General features: G+C 53.1%; 15 protein-coding genes. 11 read left to right on the plus strand and 4 right to left on the minus strand.

Annotated elements, in window-relative coordinates; translation table 11 throughout:
* Positions 1-18 precede the first annotated feature (18 nt).
* From V5P19_RS01160 to V5P19_RS01170, 3 genes are read left to right on the plus strand one after another with little or no spacing between them, the layout of a single operon-like run.
* Positions 19-1,410 carry a PTS ascorbate transporter subunit IIC gene (locus V5P19_RS01160; protein WP_334399335.1) on the plus strand — a complete coding sequence of 464 codons (1,392 nt, stop codon included), beginning with the start codon at positions 19-21 and terminating at the stop codon, positions 1,408-1,410.
* Positions 1,407-2,237 (plus strand): transketolase, encoded by an 831-nt coding sequence (locus V5P19_RS01165; RefSeq protein WP_334399337.1) that lies wholly within the window; start codon positions 1,407-1,409, stop codon positions 2,235-2,237. Before V5P19_RS01160 ends, V5P19_RS01165 begins: the two co-directional genes overlap by 4 nt.
* The gene (locus V5P19_RS01170; RefSeq protein WP_334399339.1) at positions 2,230-3,183 is read left to right on the plus strand and encodes a transketolase family protein; all 954 of its coding nucleotides are present in this window, start codon (positions 2,230-2,232) and stop codon (positions 3,181-3,183) included. Before V5P19_RS01165 ends, V5P19_RS01170 begins: the two co-directional genes overlap by 8 nt.
* Before the next feature lie 46 nt (positions 3,184-3,229).
* On the opposite strand, the gene pta is transcribed toward V5P19_RS01170, so the two are convergent.
* Both pta and ackA read right to left on the minus strand, forming a co-directional pair.
* Positions 3,230-5,374, minus strand: a complete 2,145-nt coding sequence (pta, locus tag V5P19_RS01175) for a phosphate acetyltransferase (protein ID WP_334399341.1) — start codon at positions 5,372-5,374, stop codon at positions 3,230-3,232.
* A 76-nt stretch (positions 5,375-5,450) separates the two neighbouring features.
* Entirely contained in the window at positions 5,451-6,653 is a 1,203-nt protein-coding gene (gene ackA / locus V5P19_RS01180) for an acetate kinase (RefSeq protein ID WP_334399343.1), read from the minus strand.
* A 337-nt stretch (positions 6,654-6,990) separates the two neighbouring features.
* On the opposite strand from ackA, the gene yfbV reads away from it, so the two are divergent.
* The 4 genes from yfbV (at position 6,991) to V5P19_RS01200 (ending at position 10,612) form a co-directional block, all read left to right on the plus strand.
* Positions 6,991-7,446, plus strand: coding sequence for a terminus macrodomain insulation protein YfbV (yfbV, locus tag V5P19_RS01185; protein WP_334399345.1), 456 nt, complete (start codon positions 6,991-6,993; stop codon positions 7,444-7,446).
* Positions 7,447-7,538: 92 nt separating this feature from the next.
* Positions 7,539-8,033 carry a YfbU family protein gene (locus tag V5P19_RS01190; protein WP_334399347.1) on the plus strand — a complete coding sequence of 165 codons (495 nt, stop codon included), beginning with the start codon at positions 7,539-7,541 and terminating at the stop codon, positions 8,031-8,033.
* Between the two features lie 11 nt (positions 8,034-8,044).
* Positions 8,045-8,704 carry a sugar phosphatase gene (locus V5P19_RS01195; protein WP_334399349.1) on the plus strand — a complete coding sequence of 220 codons (660 nt, stop codon included), beginning with the start codon at positions 8,045-8,047 and terminating at the stop codon, positions 8,702-8,704.
* Positions 8,705-8,779: 75 nt separating this feature from the next.
* Positions 8,780-10,612, plus strand: a complete 1,833-nt coding sequence (locus tag V5P19_RS01200; protein WP_334399351.1) for an SLC13 family permease — start codon at positions 8,780-8,782, stop codon at positions 10,610-10,612.
* A gap of 54 nt (positions 10,613-10,666) precedes the next feature.
* Here the strand turns inward: V5P19_RS01200 and yfbR are convergent, their stop codons facing one another.
* Together yfbR and alaA are read right to left on the minus strand one after the other, a co-directional pair.
* Entirely contained in the window at positions 10,667-11,266 is a 600-nt protein-coding gene (gene yfbR, locus V5P19_RS01205) for a 5'-deoxynucleotidase (protein WP_334399353.1), read from the minus strand.
* 94 nt (positions 11,267-11,360) lie between these two features.
* Positions 11,361-12,575 (minus strand): alanine transaminase AlaA, encoded by a 1,215-nt coding sequence (gene alaA, locus V5P19_RS01210; RefSeq protein WP_003861471.1) that lies wholly within the window; start codon positions 12,573-12,575, stop codon positions 11,361-11,363.
* 938 nt (positions 12,576-13,513) lie between these two features.
* Here alaA and lrhA point away from each other — a divergent pair.
* The 4 genes from lrhA to nuoC all read left to right on the plus strand — a co-directional run bounded on the left by lrhA (position 13,514) and on the right by nuoC (position 18,105).
* Positions 13,514-14,452: a transcriptional regulator LrhA gene (gene lrhA / locus V5P19_RS01215; RefSeq protein ID WP_334399355.1), complete on the plus strand. Its 939-nt coding sequence runs from the start codon at positions 13,514-13,516 to the stop codon at positions 14,450-14,452.
* Between the two features lie 630 nt (positions 14,453-15,082).
* On the plus strand, positions 15,083-15,523 hold the full coding sequence (gene nuoA / locus V5P19_RS01220; RefSeq protein ID WP_334399357.1) for an NADH-quinone oxidoreductase subunit NuoA: 441 nt from the start codon (positions 15,083-15,085) through the stop codon (positions 15,521-15,523).
* A 15-nt stretch (positions 15,524-15,538) separates the two neighbouring features.
* Positions 15,539-16,213 carry an NADH-quinone oxidoreductase subunit NuoB gene (gene nuoB / locus V5P19_RS01225; RefSeq protein WP_003861482.1) on the plus strand — a complete coding sequence of 225 codons (675 nt, stop codon included), beginning with the start codon at positions 15,539-15,541 and terminating at the stop codon, positions 16,211-16,213.
* Between the two features lie 89 nt (positions 16,214-16,302).
* Entirely contained in the window at positions 16,303-18,105 is a 1,803-nt protein-coding gene (gene nuoC, locus V5P19_RS01230) for an NADH-quinone oxidoreductase subunit C/D (RefSeq protein WP_014071108.1), read from the plus strand.
* The last annotated feature ends 2 nt before the right edge of the window (positions 18,106-18,107 follow it).

The following is an 18,107-nucleotide window of genomic DNA, read 5'->3' on the forward strand; positions in this document are numbered from 1 at the left end:
TGATTAGGCGAGGTGGATATGTTTATCCTTGAAACGCTGAATTTCGTTGTTGATATTTTAAAAGTTCCTTCGGTACTGGTCGGCCTCATTGCATTAATTGGCCTGGTCGCGCAGAAAAAATCCTTTTCCGATGTGGTAAAAGGCACCATTAAAACCATTCTTGGCTTTATCGTACTGGGCGGTGGGGCCACGGTTCTGGTGGGATCGTTAAATCCACTAGGCGGTATGTTTGAACACGCCTTTAATATCCAGGGCATTATTCCTAACAATGAAGCAATTGTGTCGATTGCGCTGGAAAAATACGGAGCATCGACCGCACTGATTATGGCTTTTGGCATGGTGGCGAATATCATTGTCGCCCGCTTTACCCGCCTCAAATACATCTTCCTGACCGGACATCACACGTTCTACATGGCCTGCATGATTGGTGTGATTCTGACGGTTGCAGGCTTTGAGGGCGTCGGTCTGGTCTTTACCGGCTCGCTGATCCTCGGTCTGGTGATGGCCTTTTTCCCGGCCATTGCGCAACGCTATATGAAGCGCATTACCGGCACTGATGATATCGCTTTCGGTCACTTCGGAACTCTGGGATACGTGCTGTCGGGCTGGATTGGCAGCAAATTCGGAAAAGGCTCCCGCTCAACTGAAGAGATGAACCTGCCGAAGAACCTGAGCTTCCTGCGCGATAGCTCTATCTCCATTTCGCTGACCATGATGATTATCTACCTAATCATGGCGGTGAGCGCCGGGCGTGAGTACGTTGAGGCAACCTTCAGCGGCGGGCAAAACTACCTGGTCTACGCCATCATCATGGCCATTACCTTTGCGGCCGGGGTGTTCATCATTCTGCAGGGCGTGCGTTTGATTCTTGCAGAAATCGTCCCGGCCTTTACCGGCTTCTCTGAAAAACTGGTCCCCAATGCGCGTCCTGCGCTGGACTGTCCGGTGGTCTATCCGTATGCGCCAAACGCGGTGCTGATTGGCTTCCTGTTCAGCTTCCTCGGCGGGCTGGTGGGGCTGTTCATCTGCGGCCAGTTTAGCTGGGTGCTGATCCTGCCGGGCGTGGTGCCGCACTTCTTTACCGGTGCGACTGCGGGCGTGTTCGGTAACGCAACTGGCGGACGTCGCGGGGCGATGATCGGTGCCTTCGCCAACGGGCTTCTGATCACCTTCCTGCCGGTTCTGCTGCTGCCGGTATTGGGTGCGATTGGTTTCGCTAATACCACCTTCTCAGATGCCGACTTTGGCGCGGTCGGGATTGTGCTGGGCAACCTGGCGCGCTTCCTCTCACCGCTTGCCATCACCGGGCTGGTTGTGGCGTTGTTCGCGCTCCTGGTGGTGTACAACGTGTTCGCTAAAAACAAACCTGCGGATGATAACGCGCAGGAAAACACCGGAGCCAAATCATGAATGAGAAAGAGATAACTGACCTGGCGCGTCAAATCCGCCTTGAGACCCTGAAATCGCTGACGCAGCTTGGGTTTGGTCACTACGGCGGCAGTATGTCGGTCGTCGAAACCTTGGCTGTACTGTATGGCGCAGTCATGAAAATTGATCCGGCGGATCCGGACTGGCCAGAGCGCGACTACTTTGTGCTGTCGAAGGGCCACGCCGGCCCGGCGCTGTACAGTACGCTGGCGATTAAGGGCTATTTCCCGGTTGAAGAGTTGAGCACGCTCAACCAGAACGGCACGCGGCTGCCAAGCCATCCGGACCGTCTGAAAACCCGCGGCGTAGATGCCACCACCGGCTCGCTGGGGCAGGGGATTTCGATCGCAGGCGGAATGGCGTTGTCACACAGGCTGGCAGGAAGGCCAAACCGGGTATTTTGCATCGTGGGCGATGGCGAACTGAACGAAGGCCAGTGCTGGGAAGCATTCCAGTTTATTGCTCACCATCGTCTGAACAACCTGACGATATTCGTGGACTGGAACAAGCAGCAGCTGGATGGCGAGCTGGACGAGATCATCAGCGCGTTTGACCTGGAAGGAAAATTCCGTGCGTTTGGCTATGACGTCGTGACCGTGAAAGGGGACGACATTCCGGCGCTGCTGGAGGTGACGTCCCTGGTGCCCGCAGCAGACGCGCGTCCGCTGGTAGTGATCCTCGACAGCATCAAAGGCCAGGGGGTGCCGTATCTGGAGCAGCTCAGCAATTCGCACCATCTTCGATTGACCGAGGAGAGCAAAGCGGCACTCAGCCAGACGATTCGCAAACTGGAGGCTTCACATGATTAACGTTGCACCTGCAGGCCAGAAAGACGCCGTTGAGATGCGTAAAGTCTACGCGGGATTTGTGGCAGAACAGATTGAGGTGGGGAGCGAAATTATCGCGCTTGAAGCCGATCTGATGAGCTCAATGGCGATGGACGGCGTCGCGCGCGATTATCCGCAGCACGTGATTAACTGCGGCATTATGGAGGCTAACGTCATCGGCACGGCGGCAGGGCTGTCGCTTACCGGACGCAAGCCGTTCGTACATACCTTTACCGCCTTTGCCAGCCGTCGCTGCTTCGATCAGCTTTTTATGTCCCTGGACTACCAGCGCAATAATGTGAAGGTTATTGCTTCGGATGCCGGGGTCACGGCATGTCATAACGGCGGCACACATATGTCGTTTGAGGATATGGGTATCGTGCGCGGCCTGGCCCATTCCGTGGTGCTGGAAGTGACCGATGCGGTGATGTTTGAGGATGTGTTGCGCCAGCTTATCGACCTCGACGGTTTCTACTGGGTACGTACCATCCGTAAGCAGGCCCCGAGTGTGTATGCGCCGGGCTCGACGTTTACCATCGGCAAAGGCAACGTGCTGCGTGAGGGAAACGATATTACGCTCATTGCCAACGGTATCATGGTGGCAGAAGCGTTGGAAGCGGCGCGCCAGCTGGAACAAGAGGGTGTAAGCGCTGCGGTGATCGATATGTTTACCCTGAAGCCGATTGACCGGATGCTGGTGAAAAACTATGCCGAGAAAACCGGGCGCATCGTCACCTGCGAAAACCACAGCATTCATAACGGGCTGGGGTCAGCGGTGGCAGAAGTGCTGGTGGAAACCTGTCCGGTGCCGATGCGCCGTGTTGGCGTGAAGGAGCGTTATGGGCAGGTGGGTACGCAGGACTTCCTGCAAAAAGAGTACGGTCTGACGGCGCATGATATTGTGGCGGCGGCGAGGGAGCTGCTGTAAATAAAAAAGGCGACCAGTAGGTCGCCTTTTTAGTGCAGCGAAGAAATTACTGCTGCTGCTGTGAAGACTGTATCGCGGTCAGAGCAATGGTGTAGACGATATCGTCAACCAGCGCGCCACGGGACAAGTCGTTCACAGGCTTGCGCATGCCTTGCAGCATTGGCCCGATGGAGATCAGGTCTGCTGAGCGCTGTACTGCTTTGTAGGTGGTGTTACCGGTATTCAGATCCGGGAAGATGAACACGGTAGCGCGACCAGCAACCGGCGAGTTAGGCGCTTTGGATTTCGCAACGTCAGCCATGACCGCGGCGTCGTACTGCAGCGGGCCGTCGATCATCAGGTCAGGACGTTTTTCCTGTGCCAGACGGGTCGCTTCACGGACTTTCTCTACGTCGCTACCTGCACCCGAGGTGCCGGTGGAGTAGGAGAGCATCGCAACGCGTGGTTCGATACCGAAGGCAATCGCCGAGTCCGCAGACTGAATAGCGATTTCAGCCAGCTGTTCTGCCGTAGGATCCGGGTTAATCGCACAGTCGCCGTAAACGTAAACCTGTTCAGGCAGCAGCATGAAGAAGACGGAAGAGACCAGAGAACTGCCCGGTGCCGTTTTGATCAGCTGCAGCGGTGGACGAATGGTGTTCGCGGTGGTGTGAACTGCACCGGAAACCAGACCGTCAACTTCGTCCTGTTCCAGCATCAGCGTACCCAACACCACGTTGTCTTCCAGCTGTTCGCGCGCAACGGCTTCGGTCATGCCCTTGCTCTTACGCAGCTCAACCAGACGGGCAACGTAGCTTTCGCGAACCACTTCTGGATCGACGATTTCGATGCCAGCACCCAGCTCAACGCCCTGAGACGCTGCAACGCGGGTGATCTCATCCGGGTTACCCAGCAGCACACAGGTCGCGATGCCGCGCTCTGCACAGATAGCCGCTGCTTTAACGGTACGCGGTTCGTCGCCTTCTGGCAGAACAACGCGTTTGCCCGCTTTACGCGCCAGTTCGGTCAATTGGTAGCGGAAGGCTGGTGGAGACAGACGGCGGCTGCGCTCGGAGGTTGCCGTCAGGGATTCGATCCAGTCAGCATTGATGTAGCCAGCAACGTATTCCTGAACTTTCTCGATACGCTCGTGGTCATCAACCGGCACTTCCAGGTTGAAGCTCTGCAGGCTCAGAGAGGTCTGCCAGGTGTTGGTGTTCACCATGAAGACCGGCAGGCCAGTCGCAAATGCGCGTTCGCACAGCTTGCTAACGCGTGGGTCCATCTCGTAGGCACCGGTCAGCAGGATGGCACCGATTTCGACGCCGTTCATTGCTGCCAGGCATGCTGCAACCAGCACGTCTGGACGGTCTGCGGAGGTGACCAGCAGGGAGCCTGCACGGAAGTGTTCCAGCATGTGCGGAATGCTGCGCGCACAGAAGGTCACGGACTTCACGCGGCGAGTGTTGATATCGCCTTCGTTAACCACGGTCGCGTTCAGGTGGCGCGCCATATCGATTGCACGGGTTGCAATCAGATCGAAGCTCCACGGCACTGCGCCCAGAACAGGCAGCGGGCTGGATTCTTGCAGGGTAGCCGGGTCAACTTTGATGACTTTTGCTTTAGAAGAGTCGTCGAAGATCTCAGACAGGTCAGGGCGAGTACGGCCCTGCTCATCAACCGGGGCGTTCAGTTTGTTAACGATAACGCCGGTGATGTTGGAATTTTTCGCGCCGCCGAAGCTGCTGCGAGTCAGTTCAATACGTTCTTTGAGCTGTTCCTGGGTATCGGTACCCTGGGACATCACGAAGACGATCTCTGCGTTCAGCGTTTTTGCAATTTCGAAGTTCAGAGACTGAGCAAACTGGTGTTTGCGCGTTGGAACCAGACCTTCAACCAGCACCACTTCTGCGTCTTGCGCATTAGCGTGGTAGTTGGCGATGATCTCTTCCATCAGCACGTCTTTCTGGTTGCTGGACAGCAGCGATTCAACGTGGCTCATCTTCAGCGGTTCAGCCGCTGGCAGATTGGAGTTCTTGCGAATAATGGAGGTGGTCTGGTCTGGCGCATCGCCACCGGCACGTGGCTGGGCGATGGGCTTAAAGACGCTCAGACGAACGCCTTTGCGTTCCATAGCACGGATGACGCCAAGGCTGACGCTGGTCAGGCCGACGCTGGTTCCGGTAGGGATCAGCATAATAGTACGGGACACGGTTTATCCTCTTTCGTTACCGCCAAACTGTGGCGGGTTACAAAACAGCACCGCCAGCTAAGCTGGCGGTGTGGAATCAGGCAGTCAGACGGTTCGCGTCTTGCGCGATGACCAGCTCTTCGTTAGTTGGGATAACGATAGCAGGGCGGGTGCCTTCTTTGTTGATGAAGCCAGACTTGCCGAAGCGGGCAGCCAGGTTACGCTCGTGATCGACGTCGAAGCCCAGAACGCCCAGTTTGCCCAGGGACAGTTCACGAACCATTGCCGCGTTCTCACCGATACCGCCGGTGAAGATAACCGCGTCCAGACGACCGTCCATCAGCGCAGTGTAAGAGCCGATGTACTTCGCCAGACGGTGGCAGTAAACGTCCATTGCACGTTTAGCGTCTTCTTTGTCTGCGTAGTTGTCTTCAACATAACGGCAGTCGCTGGTGACTTCGGTCAGACCGAGCAGGCCAGACTCTTTAGTCAGCATTTTGTTGATCTGATCAACGCTCATGCCCAGGGTGTCATGCAGGTGGAAGATAATCGCCGGGTCGATGTCACCGGAACGGGTACCCATCACCAGACCTTCCAGCGGGGTCAGACCCATGGAGGTATCAACACATTTACCGTTACGGATCGCAGAAACAGAACCGCCGTTGCCCAGGTGGCAAGTGATGATGTTAACTTCTTCAACCGGCTTGTTCAGGACTTTCGCGGCTTCCTGAGTCACATAGAAATGGCTGGTGCCGTGTGCGCCATAACGACGTACGCCGTGCTCTTTGTACAGGCTGTACGGCAGCGCATAGAGGTAAGATTCTTCCGGCATGGTCTGATGGAACGCGGTATCAAATACGGCCACGTTTTTGTCTTTCAGATTCGGGAAGGATTTCAGCGCTTCAGCGATACCGATCAGGTGAGCTGGGTTATGCAGTGGTGCGAAGGATGCAGAGTCTTTAATGCCCTGGATCACTGATTCGTCGATCACGACGGAACTGGTGTATTTTTCGCCGCCGTGGACGATACGGTGACCAATCGCAGTCAGCTGAGCAGACAGTTCTGGTTTTTGTGCCAGAATAGTGTTAACGATAAAGTTCAGCGCTTCACTGTGAGCGGCGCCTGCACCTAAAGCCGCTTCTTGTTTGCTGCCGTCCATCTTCCACTTGATACGTGCTTCAGGCAGATGGAAACATTCGGCCAAACCAGAGAGGTACTCGTCACCGTTGAGCGCATCGATGATGGCGAATTTCAGTGAGGAGCTACCGCAGTTCAGAACCAGTACTAACTTACTCGACATGGAAGTACCTATAATTGATACGTGGCTAAAAAAACGTCAGTGAGTCTACTAGCGTAACGCATGCTGACCCAGACATTTATGATTAACATCATGCCGAACGAACATTGTGGCATGATGGAAGAAATACCTATGATTTTACGCCATTTTGAACATTTTTCAGACAATGGCATAATATGCGATAATTTGACGAGTTAATGATTCTCGTCTAAGGCCCTATCAGGCTGGCACAGAATACCCGATACGGGGTAGCGATGACAAAATATTTTGAACGTTGTCATAGCCTGTTGTGGTTTTGCACAAAAATTTTAATTTTTATATGTGAAGTTGAGGTACAGCCATGTCGACACCTGAAATCCCATCCGTGAACTTCTTCAGTCTGTTTCGCCGGGGGCAGCATTACGCAAAGACGTGGCCACTTGAAAAGCGCCTTGCGCCGATGTTTATCGACAATCGCGTCATTCGCGCCACGCGCTATGCGATTCGTTTTATGCCACCTGTCGCCATCTTTACCCTGTGTTGGCAAATTGCACTGGGTGGACAGCTTGGCCCGGCTGTTGCCACCGCACTGTTTGCCCTTAGCCTGCCCATGCAGGGGCTGTGGTGGTTAGGGAAACGCTCAATCACGCCGCTACCGCCTACTATTTTACACTGGTTTTATGAAGTCCGTGGGAAACTTGAAGAGGCGGGACAGGCGCTCGCGCCCGTTGAAGGCAAGCCAGATTACCAGGCCCTGGCCGACACCTTAAAACGGGCTTTTAAACAACTTGATAAAACATTCCTCGATGACTTGTGATTGATCATCGAAACGACCAGTAAAAGAAGGCACAGTAACAAACAGTTACCGTGTCTTTTTTTTAAAGTGCAATGCGCTACAGGAGTCGAAAGATGGAAATGACCCATGCTCAACGTCTGATTTTGTCTAACCAGTACAAGATGATGACTATGCTTGATCCCGATAACGCTGAGCGCTACAGCCGCCTGCAAACGATAGTCGAACGCGGGTTTGGTTTACAGATGCGCGAACTAGACCGCGAGTTTGGCGAGCTGAAAGAAGAAACCTGCCGCATCGTTATCGACATCATGGAGATGTATCACGCGCTGCATGTCTCCTGGACAAATCTCAAGGATCAGCAATCGATTGACGAGCGCCGCGTAACGTTCTTAGGCTTTGATGCCGCAACGGAAGCACGCTATCTGAGCTATGTCCGCTTTATGGTGAATACAGAAGGGCGCTATACCCATTTTGATGCGGGCACCCATGGCTTTAACGCGCAGACCCCAATGTGGGAAAAATATCAGCGCATGCTGAGCGTCTGGCACTCCTGCCCGCGCCAGTACCATTTGAGCAGCAACGAAATTCAACAAATCATTAATGCCTGACGGAGGTGCGTGTGCAGTGTAAAGGTTTTCTGTTTGATCTGGACGGTACGCTGGTGGATTCGCTGCCGGTTGTGGAGCGTTCGTGGTGCCATTGGGCTGACAGGCATGGCATCGACCATCAGGACGTACTGAATTTCATCCATGGCAAACAGGCCATTACCTCCTTGCGACACTTCCTGGCAGGGCGTTCTGAGGAAGAGATTCAGGCGGAGTTCAGCTATCTTGAGCAAATCGAAGCGACTGATACCGACGGCATTACCGCGTTGCCGGGCGCGCGCGAACTGCTTGAGCATCTGAATGAAGCGCAGATCCCTTGGGCTATCGTTACCTCCGGCTCTATCCCTGTTGCTCATGCCCGTCACAAGGCAGCGGGTCTACCGACGCCAGACGTGTTTATCACTGCTGAGCGGGTAAAGCGCGGCAAACCTGAGCCGGACGCATTTTTACTGGGCGCTGAACTGCTTGGCCTGGCACCGGCAGAGTGCGTAGTAGTAGAAGACGCCGCGGCGGGTGTACTGGCAGGGCTAAACGCCGGAAGCCGCGTGATTGCCGTCAACGTACCGGCAGATTCCCCCCGGCTGGACGAGGCGGACTTTGTGCTCACCACCCTGACCGCGCTTGCTATCACGAAGGCGCCAGGCGGAGTTGTAACAGTCTCGCTGAAAATGTAATCCCATGATTTAGCCCCACATTGTTGGGGCTTTTTTATGGCAAAATCCTTTCTCCCCCTCTGACAAGGATATGTTGTGAACGGTGAACTGATTTGGGTCCTCAGCCTGCTTTTAATCGCCATCATTCTCTTTGCTTCCGGCAAGGTGCGCATGGATGCCGTCGCCTTGTTTGTGATTGTCGCTTTTGTTCTCAGCGGTACCCTCACGCTTGCGGAAGCCTTTTCCGGTTTTAGCGATCCCAACGTTATTTTAATTGCCGCCCTGTTTATCATTGGCGATGGCCTCGTACGCACCGGCGTAGCCACCATTATGGGCACGTGGCTGGTCAAGGTTGCTGGCAGTAGCGAAACGAAAATGCTGGTCTATCTGATGGTGACTGTCGCCGGGCTGGGGGCGTTTATGAGCTCCACTGGCGTAGTTGCAATCTTCATTCCGGTTGTGCTTAGCGTTTCTATGCGAATGCACATCTCGCCGTCGCGCCTGATGATGCCCCTGAGCTTTGCTGGACTTATTAGCGGCATGATGACGCTGGTGGCCACGCCGCCGAACCTGGTCGTCAACAGCGAACTGATCCGCGAAGGGCTTGAGGGGTTTAGCTTTTTCAGCGTCACTCCGCTTGGGCTGGTGATTCTGGTGATGGGCGTTATCTATATGCTGCTGACGCGCTTTGCCCTGAAGGGCGAGAAGCAGGATAAAACCAAAGACGGCTGGAAACGCCGCACCTTTCGCGATCTGATAAAAGAGTACCGTCTGACCGGGCGCGCTCGCCGCCTCGCTATCCGCCCCGGTTCGCCGATGGTCGGCCAGCGGCTGGACGATCTCAGGCTGCGCGAGCGCTACGGCGCGAACGTGATTGGCGTGGAGCGCTGGCGTCGCTTTCGCCGGGTAATCGTGAACGTGAATGGGGTGTCGGAATTCCGTGCGCGTGATGTCCTGCTGATTGATATGTCCACGGCGGATGTGGATCTGCGCGAGTTCTGCAGCGAACAGCTGCTGGAGCCGATGGTGCTGCGCGGCGAGTATTTCTCAGACCAGGCGTTGGATGTGGGGATGGCCGAAGTGTCGCTGATCCCGGAATCGGAATTACTGGGTAAAACCGTGCGCGAAATGGGATTTCGCACGCGCTATGGTCTGAACGTTGTCGGCTTGAAGCGCGACGGTGTGGCAATGGAAGGCGCGGTGGTCGATGAACCTATCCTGCTGGGAGATATTTTCCTGGTGGTGGGCAACTGGAAGCTGATTAGCCAGCTCGGGCAGAAGGGCCGCGATTTCGTGGTGCTCAATATGCCTGTCGAAGAAAGTGATGCCTCTCCGGCCCACAGTCAGGCTCCCCACGCGATTTTTTGTCTGGTGCTGATGGTCGCGCTGATGCTTACCGACGAGATCCCCAATCCTGTTGCGGCGATTATTGCCTGCCTGCTCATGGGTAAATTCCGCTGCATAGACGCCGAAAGCGCTTATAAAGCCATTCACTGGCCGAGCATCATTTTAATAGTCGGGATGATGCCTTTTGCGCTGGCGCTACAGAAAACCGGTGGCGTGGATATGATCGTTAAAGGGTTGATGGATGTCGGCGGGGGATATGGTCCGTATCTGATGATGGTATGCCTGTTCGTCATGTGCGCCTCGATAGGACTTTTTATCTCTAACACCGCCACGGCAGTCCTGATGGCGCCGATTGCGCTGGCGATGGCGAAATCCATGGGCGTTTCACCCTATCCCTTTGCGATGATGGTGGCAATGGCGGCGTCGGCGGCGTTTATGACGCCGGTCTCGTCACCGGTTAATACGCTGGTGCTGGGGCCGGGAAATTATAAATTCAGCGATTTCGTCAAGATTGGCGTGCCCTTCACCGTGCTGGTGATGATGGTATGCGTAGTGTTAATACCGGTGCTGTTCCCGTTTTAATGGGGAAAACAGAAGCCCCGGCCGGGTAAGGCGTGGCAGCCACCCGGCATGGGGTTAAAGAGGAGAATCCTGGCTGATCTCATCTAGCGATAAATGGAAGCTTGGCACAAATACCTGCATAAAGTAGTCCATTTCCTCGCTGCGGCGGGATTCCAGCGTTTTCTCCAGACGCGTTTTTGCCAATAAAAATTCGTTGTTGCCCGCTGACAGTTCCTCCAGACACTTCAGATAGGCGCACAGCGCGTCAGCCTGCTTCACCAGCAATTTTTCATCTTCTGTGTACTGATGTTCATCGATCAGCGGCTCAAAAATATCGCGTAACTCGTCCGGGACCATGTCGATCAGCTTCTGCTGGGCAATCTTTTCAATCGCCTTATATTCCTGCGCAATTTGCGAGTTGAAATATTTAACTGGCGTAGGCAGATCTCCGGTAAGCACTTCCGACGCGTCGTGATACATCGCCAGCAGAGCAATACGCTCCGCATTGACCTTGCCGTTGAACTTGCGGTTTTTGATGGCGGCCAGCGCGTGAGCGACCATGGCAACCTGCAGGCTGTGTTCTGACACATTCTCGGTGCGCACGTTGCGCATCAGCGGCCAGCGGTTGATGAGTTTCAGGCGGGAGAGGTGGGCAAAGAAATGACTCTGACTCATAAATTACCTTTTGTCTTCACTGCGACAGACTTCATTGTGCGGGGAGGGGAGACAAGATGCAAATCAGGCTACCTAAGTAGCCTGATTTTTTAGATTACTGATGGTAACCCGAGAGGAAGCGTCCGAAGCGGCTGATGGCCATTTCGAGATCGTCTTCGCGCGGTAAGGTAACGATACGCACGTGGTCCGGCCACGGCCAGTTAAACGCGGTCCCCTGAACCAGCAGCACTTTTTCCTGCAACAGGAAATCAAGCACCATTTTCTGGTCGTCGTGAATATTGAAGCGCTTGGCGTCAATTTTTGGGAACATATAGAGCGCGCCGTTAGGCTTCACGCAGGAGACGCCAGGGATGTCGTTGATCAGCTCCCACGCGCGGTTGCGCTGTTCATATAAGCGGCCACCCGGGACGATGAACTCGCTGATGCTCTGATAGCCACCCAATGCCGTCTGGATTGCGTGCTGCGCTGGCACGTTGGCGCACAGGCGCATAGAGGCAAGCATCTCCAGGCCTTCAATATAGCCCTTCGCGTGTTTCTTCGGTCCGTTTAACACCATCCAGCCCTGACGGAAACCGGCCACACGGTAGGTTTTTGACAGGCCATTAAAGGTTACCGTCAGCAGGTCTGGCGCCAGTGCGGCGATAGAGTGGTGTTGGGCGGCGTCATACAGGATCTTGTCGTAAATTTCGTCGGCAAAGATGATCAGGTTATGCTGGCGGGCAATCTCCACGATTTCCATCAGCAGCTCTTTGGAATACACAGCCCCCGTTGGGTTGTTCGGGTTGATAATCACGATGCCGCGCGTGCGTGGCGTGATTTTGGCGCGGATATCGTCGAGATCCGGGAACCAGTCAGAGGATTCGTCGCACAAATAGTGCACCGCTTTGCCGCTGGAGAGTGACACGGCCGCCGTCCACAGCGGATAGTCCGGTGCAGGCACCAGCATTTCATCCCCGCTATTCAGCAGCGCCTGCATGGCCTGCACGATCAGTTCGGAGACGCCGTTGCCGATGTAGATGTCTTCAACGGTAACATCACGCATGCCGCGTGCCTGATAGTGCTGCATGATGGCTTTACGTGCGGAATAGAGCCCTTTTGAATCGCAATAGCCCTGCGCCGTGGGTAAGTTGCGAATCACATCAACCAGGATTTCGTCCGGCGCTTCAAAACCAAACGGCGCAGGGTTACCAATGTTGAGTTTCAGAACTTTATTGCCTTCTTCTTCAAGGCGCTTTGCCTCTTTCAGAACCGGGCCGCGGATGTCGTAACAGACGTTATCAAGCTTGCTGGATTTTTCGATAGGGGACATGAACCTTAACCTTTTTGCTATTATTGCCACTCCCTGCCGTGGAAGTCAGCACGGAACAATGTACTCCCCCCTCGCTTCCTTTTGAAGGGTGTACAGAAGAAGATTTTGTCCAATGGGTAAATTCCTTTTGAATCTTTTTCGCTATTTCTTCGTTAATTCCCTGGTTGAAAGTTGTATCTTTAGTGTGGTTTTAGGTTAATTGTGCTAGCGACATTCAAAAATGTTGCATATTGTACTGTTAAAAATAAAATGGCGGCCGGACGTACGCGAAAAGTTTCGCTGAGTGACATTTCGTAAAATCTGAATGCTGACAGACAACTTGATCTAATAGTACGTCCAGGCTAAAAGTTACTCATGTGAAATTAATGTTAAGTGTTATTAATGAATGAACTTAATCTAAATTAAATTTTATTTATTATTAACGATGAAAATGCAACTTTCGTTAATTTTAATAAAATTAGTTTAGTCACTTAACAACACCGCTAAATCTTGAATATTGCATTAAGACTTATAAATAAAGTGGATTTGGGTTAAGATGTCTTACGGGAAAGCAGACGAACGATACTCAAATCATGAATATCTGAACGTGCTTTTCTGAATTAATTGATTGTTATTGTTGGAGTTATCTCTGGCTGGTATGTGTGAAGCACATCTTGCTACGTTGACAGCGCTGCGATAAAGATGGCAGAAAACGTGTTATTCCTTTAATGGAATTTACATAAACCTGCAAACATCTAAATATCCTGAACGTTTAAGAGAATAAAAATAACGTCATGAAACGTGATTTCTGACTGTTGATATACCGCGGCACAATAACTATCTGTCAGGCAGTCTGCCGGGCCGGGATGCGAGGGAAAACCTTCAGAGGGAATTGCTTAACTGTTACACACAGCTTCAACCCGGGCAGCTCCGCACGAGCAACCTGAAAGTGAAAAGATATGATAAATGCAAATCGTCCGATAATGAATCTCGACCTCGATCTGCTGAGAACGTTTGTTGCGGTCGCCGATCTCAACACTTTTGCAGCTGCTGCTGCCGCAGTTTGCCGAACCCAGTCCGCCGTAAGCCAGCAAATGCAGCGGCTGGAGCAACTGGTCGGTAAAGAGCTTTTTGCTCGTCATGGGCGAAATAAGCTTTTAACTGAACACGGTATTCAGCTTCTGGGTTATGCCAGGAAAATACTTCGTTTTAATGATGAAGCATGTATGTCTTTAATGTTTAGCAACCTCCAGGGGGTGCTTACATTAGGTGCATCTGATGAGTCAGCGGATACAATATTGCCGTTCCTTCTCAATCGAATCAGTTCGGTTTATCCGAAGCTTGCGTTGGACGTAAGCGTAAAGCGAAATGCGTTTATGAGTGAAATGCTCAAAGAGAACGAAGTTGACCTCGTGGTCACTACGCATCGTCCAGGGCAATTTGACTGCCTGACGCTGCGCACGTCTCCGACTCATTGGTATTGCGCGGCTGAATATGTCCTGCAAAAGGGTGATCCTGTTCCGCTGGTGCTGCTGGACGATCCAAGCCCATTCCGCGATATGGTGCTGTCGGCGCTAAACGAGGCCAATATTCCGTGGCGGCTGGCGTATGTAGCCTCTACATTGCCTGCGGTACGTGCCGCCGTAAAAGCAGGGCTTGGCGTCACCGCGCGTCCAGTCGAGATGATGAGCCCCGATCTGCGCGTTTTGGGTAAAAGCGACGGTCTTCCTGCACTGCCGGATACGGAATACCTGCTGTGCCACAATACGTCCAGCAATAACGAGCTGGCGAAAGTGGTGTTTGACGCGATGCAAAACTACCATAATCTATGGCAGTACGAGCATATTACTCCTGAAGGGGGGGATAACTCCCTTATCGTGGAAGGGGACTTTGAGTGATCAATCACTCAAAATTCTGGTAACAAATTGTAAGTGTAAAAAAAGGCCGCTCGCGCGTTTTTCGCGTGGAGTGGTTTTTTTTTGTCACTAATAACCTCCGTATGCATGCGGTTTTTTGAATTACTGCCTAGTTATCATGAGAATAGGTTGATTTGGTTACTGCGCGTACAACTTACCATCTCCCTTCCTTCCTCACCCCGCCATGTTAATAAAACAGGAAATATGTTGCCGTTTTTTTGATTGAATTAACAAAAGCGTGTCTCAGATCAAGAAAATACTCCTATTTGGGGGGAGGAATCGTTGGCAAATCCTGTCAAAATAGGAGGGTTATTTTTTTTACTTCCAAAACGGACACGATTCAACAACATGCATTTGACGTAAAGTCAGGTACCCACCAGGGTTAAAGGGCATGAAATGTTAATGAGAATCGCTCGGTGTCATTTAATGTGAAGAAACCTTTGTTAAAGTTGACAAAAGGTTATAGAAAGGAGTAAAAAACCCCATCATTTTGCTGTCTATGTCTCATTTCTGACAGTTAGTGTAAGGTTATTTATTCCTCCCCATGAATCGATGTGATGCCCATCTGCCAGCAAGAGCAGTGTCGTTGGTATCACTTTTGATGAGTAAGCAATGAGTATGTCAACATCCACAGAAGTCATCGCTCATCACTGGGCATTCGCAATCTTTCTTATTGTAGCCATTGGCCTGTGCTGCCTGATGTTAGTCGGCGGCTGGTTCCTGGGCGGTCGCGCCCGTGCAAGGCACAAAAATACACCTTTCGAATCAGGTATTGATTCAGTAGGTTCCGCTCGCTTACGCCTGTCTGCCAAGTTCTATCTGGTAGCCATGTTCTTCGTCATTTTTGACGTGGAAGCGCTCTACCTTTTCGCATGGTCAACCTCGATCCGCGAAAGTGGTTGGGTGGGCTTTGTCGAGGCCGCAATTTTCATTTTAGTGCTACTGGCCGGTCTGGTTTATCTGGAGCGTATTGGCGCGCTTGACTGGACGCCTGCGCGTTCACGTCGTGAACATATCAACCCGGAAAACAGTATCTCTAATCGTCAGCAGTAACAGCGAGGCAATAAGATGGATTATACGCTCACCCGCATAGATCCTAACGGTGAGAATGACCGTTACCCCCTGCAAAAACAGGAGATCGTAACCGACCCCCTGGAGCAAGAAGTCAATAAAAGCGTGTACATGGGCAAGCTCGAACATGCCATGCACGATATGGTCAACTGGGGTCGTAAGAACTCCATCTGGCCCTATAACTTTGGCCTTTCTTGCTGCTACGTTGAAATGGTGACGTCATTCACTGCGGTGCATGACGTCGCGCGTTTTGGGGCAGAGGTACTGCGTGCTTCCCCGCGTCAGGCTGACCTGATGGTGGTGGCGGGTACGTGCTTTACCAAAATGGCGCCGGTTATTCAGCGTCTTTATGATCAGATGCTCGAGCCAAAATGGGTTATTTCCATGGGTGCATGTGCAAACTCTGGCGGTATGTACGACATTTACTCCGTCGTGCAGGGCGTGGATAAGTTCATTCCGGTGGATGTTTACATCCCGGGCTGCCCGCCGCGACCTGAAGCGTATATGCAGGCATTAATGCTGCTGCAGGAATCTATTGGTAAAGAACGCCGCCCGCTCTCGTGGGTTGTCGGCGATCAGGGTGTGTACCGCGCGAACATGCAGTCTGAGCGCGAGCGTAAACGCGGTGAACGTATTGCAGTGACCAACCTGCGTACGCCTGACGAAATTTAATTTGCGCCTGTGCGCCTGGAGAACACCTTCGCATATCACTACTCAAATAGCGCGAAGCCAGGCTTAACAGTCACCACGGACCATTTGCAATGGTGAACAATATGACCGACTTAACCGCGCAAGAAGCCGCCTGGCAGACCCGGGATCATCTGGATGACCCTGTCATTGGCGAACTGCGCAACCGTTTTGGGCCGGATGCCTTTACTGTTCAGGCCACCCGCACCGGGGTACCCGTTGTCTGGGTGAAGCGTGAACAATTACTGGAAGTGGTCGATTTCCTCAAGAAATTGCCGAAACCTTACGTCATGCTGTTTGACTTACACGGCATGGATGAACGTCTGCGTACGCACCGCCAGGGTCTCCCTGCTGCGGATTTTTCCGTTTTCTACCACCTGATCTCAATAGACCGTAATACGGATATCATGCTCAAGGTGGCATTGTCTGAAAACGACATGCATCTGCCGACGATCACCAAACTTTTCCCGAACGCCAACTGGTATGAGCGTGAAACCTGGGAAATGTTCGGTATGACCTTCGACGGCCACCCGCATCTGACGCGCATCATGATGCCGCAGACCTGGACCGGCCACCCGCTGCGTAAAGACTACCCCGCACGTGCCACTGAATTCGACCCGTTTGAGCTGACCAAAGCCAAGCAGGATCTGGAGATGGAAGCACTCACCTTCAAACCGGAAGACTGGGGCATGAAGCGCGGAACCGAAAACGAGGACTTTATGTTCCTCAACCTCGGTCCAAACCACCCGTCTGCGCACGGTGCATTCCGTATTATTCTTCAGCTTGATGGCGAAGAGATTGTCGACTGTGTCCCGGATATCGGTTACCACCATCGTGGTGCTGAAAAGATGGGCGAGCGTCAATCCTGGCACAGCTACATTCCGTATACCGACCGTATTGAGTACCTCGGCGGCTGCGTAAACGAAATGCCATACGTGCTGGCCGTTGAGAAACTGGCGGGTATCACCACCCCGGATCGCGTTAACGTGATTCGCGTTATGCTCTCAGAGCTGTTCCGTATCAACAGCCACCTGCTGTACATCTCCACGTTCATTCAGGACGTCGGCGCAATGACCCCGGTCTTCTTCGCCTTTACCGACCGTCAAAAGATCTACGATCTGGTTGAAGCGATTACCGGTTTCCGTATGCACCCGGCCTGGTTCCGTATCGGCGGTGTCGCACACGATCTGCCGCGTGGTTGGGACCGTCTGCTGCGTGAATTCCTCGACTGGATGCCAAAGCGTCTGGCCTCTTACGAGAAAGCCGCGCTGCGTAACACTATCCTGAAGGGCCGTTCCCAGGGCGTTGCCGCCTACGGCGCGAAAGAAGCACTGGAGTGGGGAACCACAGGTGCAGGTCTGCGCGCGACCGGTATTGATTTCGACGTGCGTAAAGCCCGTCCTTACTCTGGCTACGAAAACTTCGACTTTGAAGTCCCGGTTGGCGGCGGTGTTTCCGACTGCTATACCCGCGTGATGCTGAAAGTGGAAGAGCTGCGCCAGAGTCTGCGCATCCTTGAGCAGTGCCTCAATAACATGCCGGAAGGCCCGTTCAAAGCGGATCACCCGCTGACTACGCCGCCACCGAAAGAGCGCACGCTGCAACATATCGAAACCCTGATCACCCACTTCCTGCAGGTTTCCTGGGGCCCGGTCATGCCGGCACAAGAATCCTTCCAGATGATTGAAGCGACCAAGGGTATCAACAGTTACTACCTGACCAGCGACGGCAGCACCATGAGCTACCGTACGCGCGTGCGTACGCCAAGCTTTGCGCACCTGCAGCAGATTCCGGCCGCTATTCGCGGCAGTCTGGTCTCCGACCTGATTGTGTATCTGGGTAGTATCGATTTTGTTATGTCAGATGTGGACCGCTAATT

This window comes from Enterobacter sp. UNJFSC 003, assembly GCF_036903355.1.
GTDB lineage: Bacteria > Pseudomonadota > Gammaproteobacteria > Enterobacterales > Enterobacteriaceae > Enterobacter.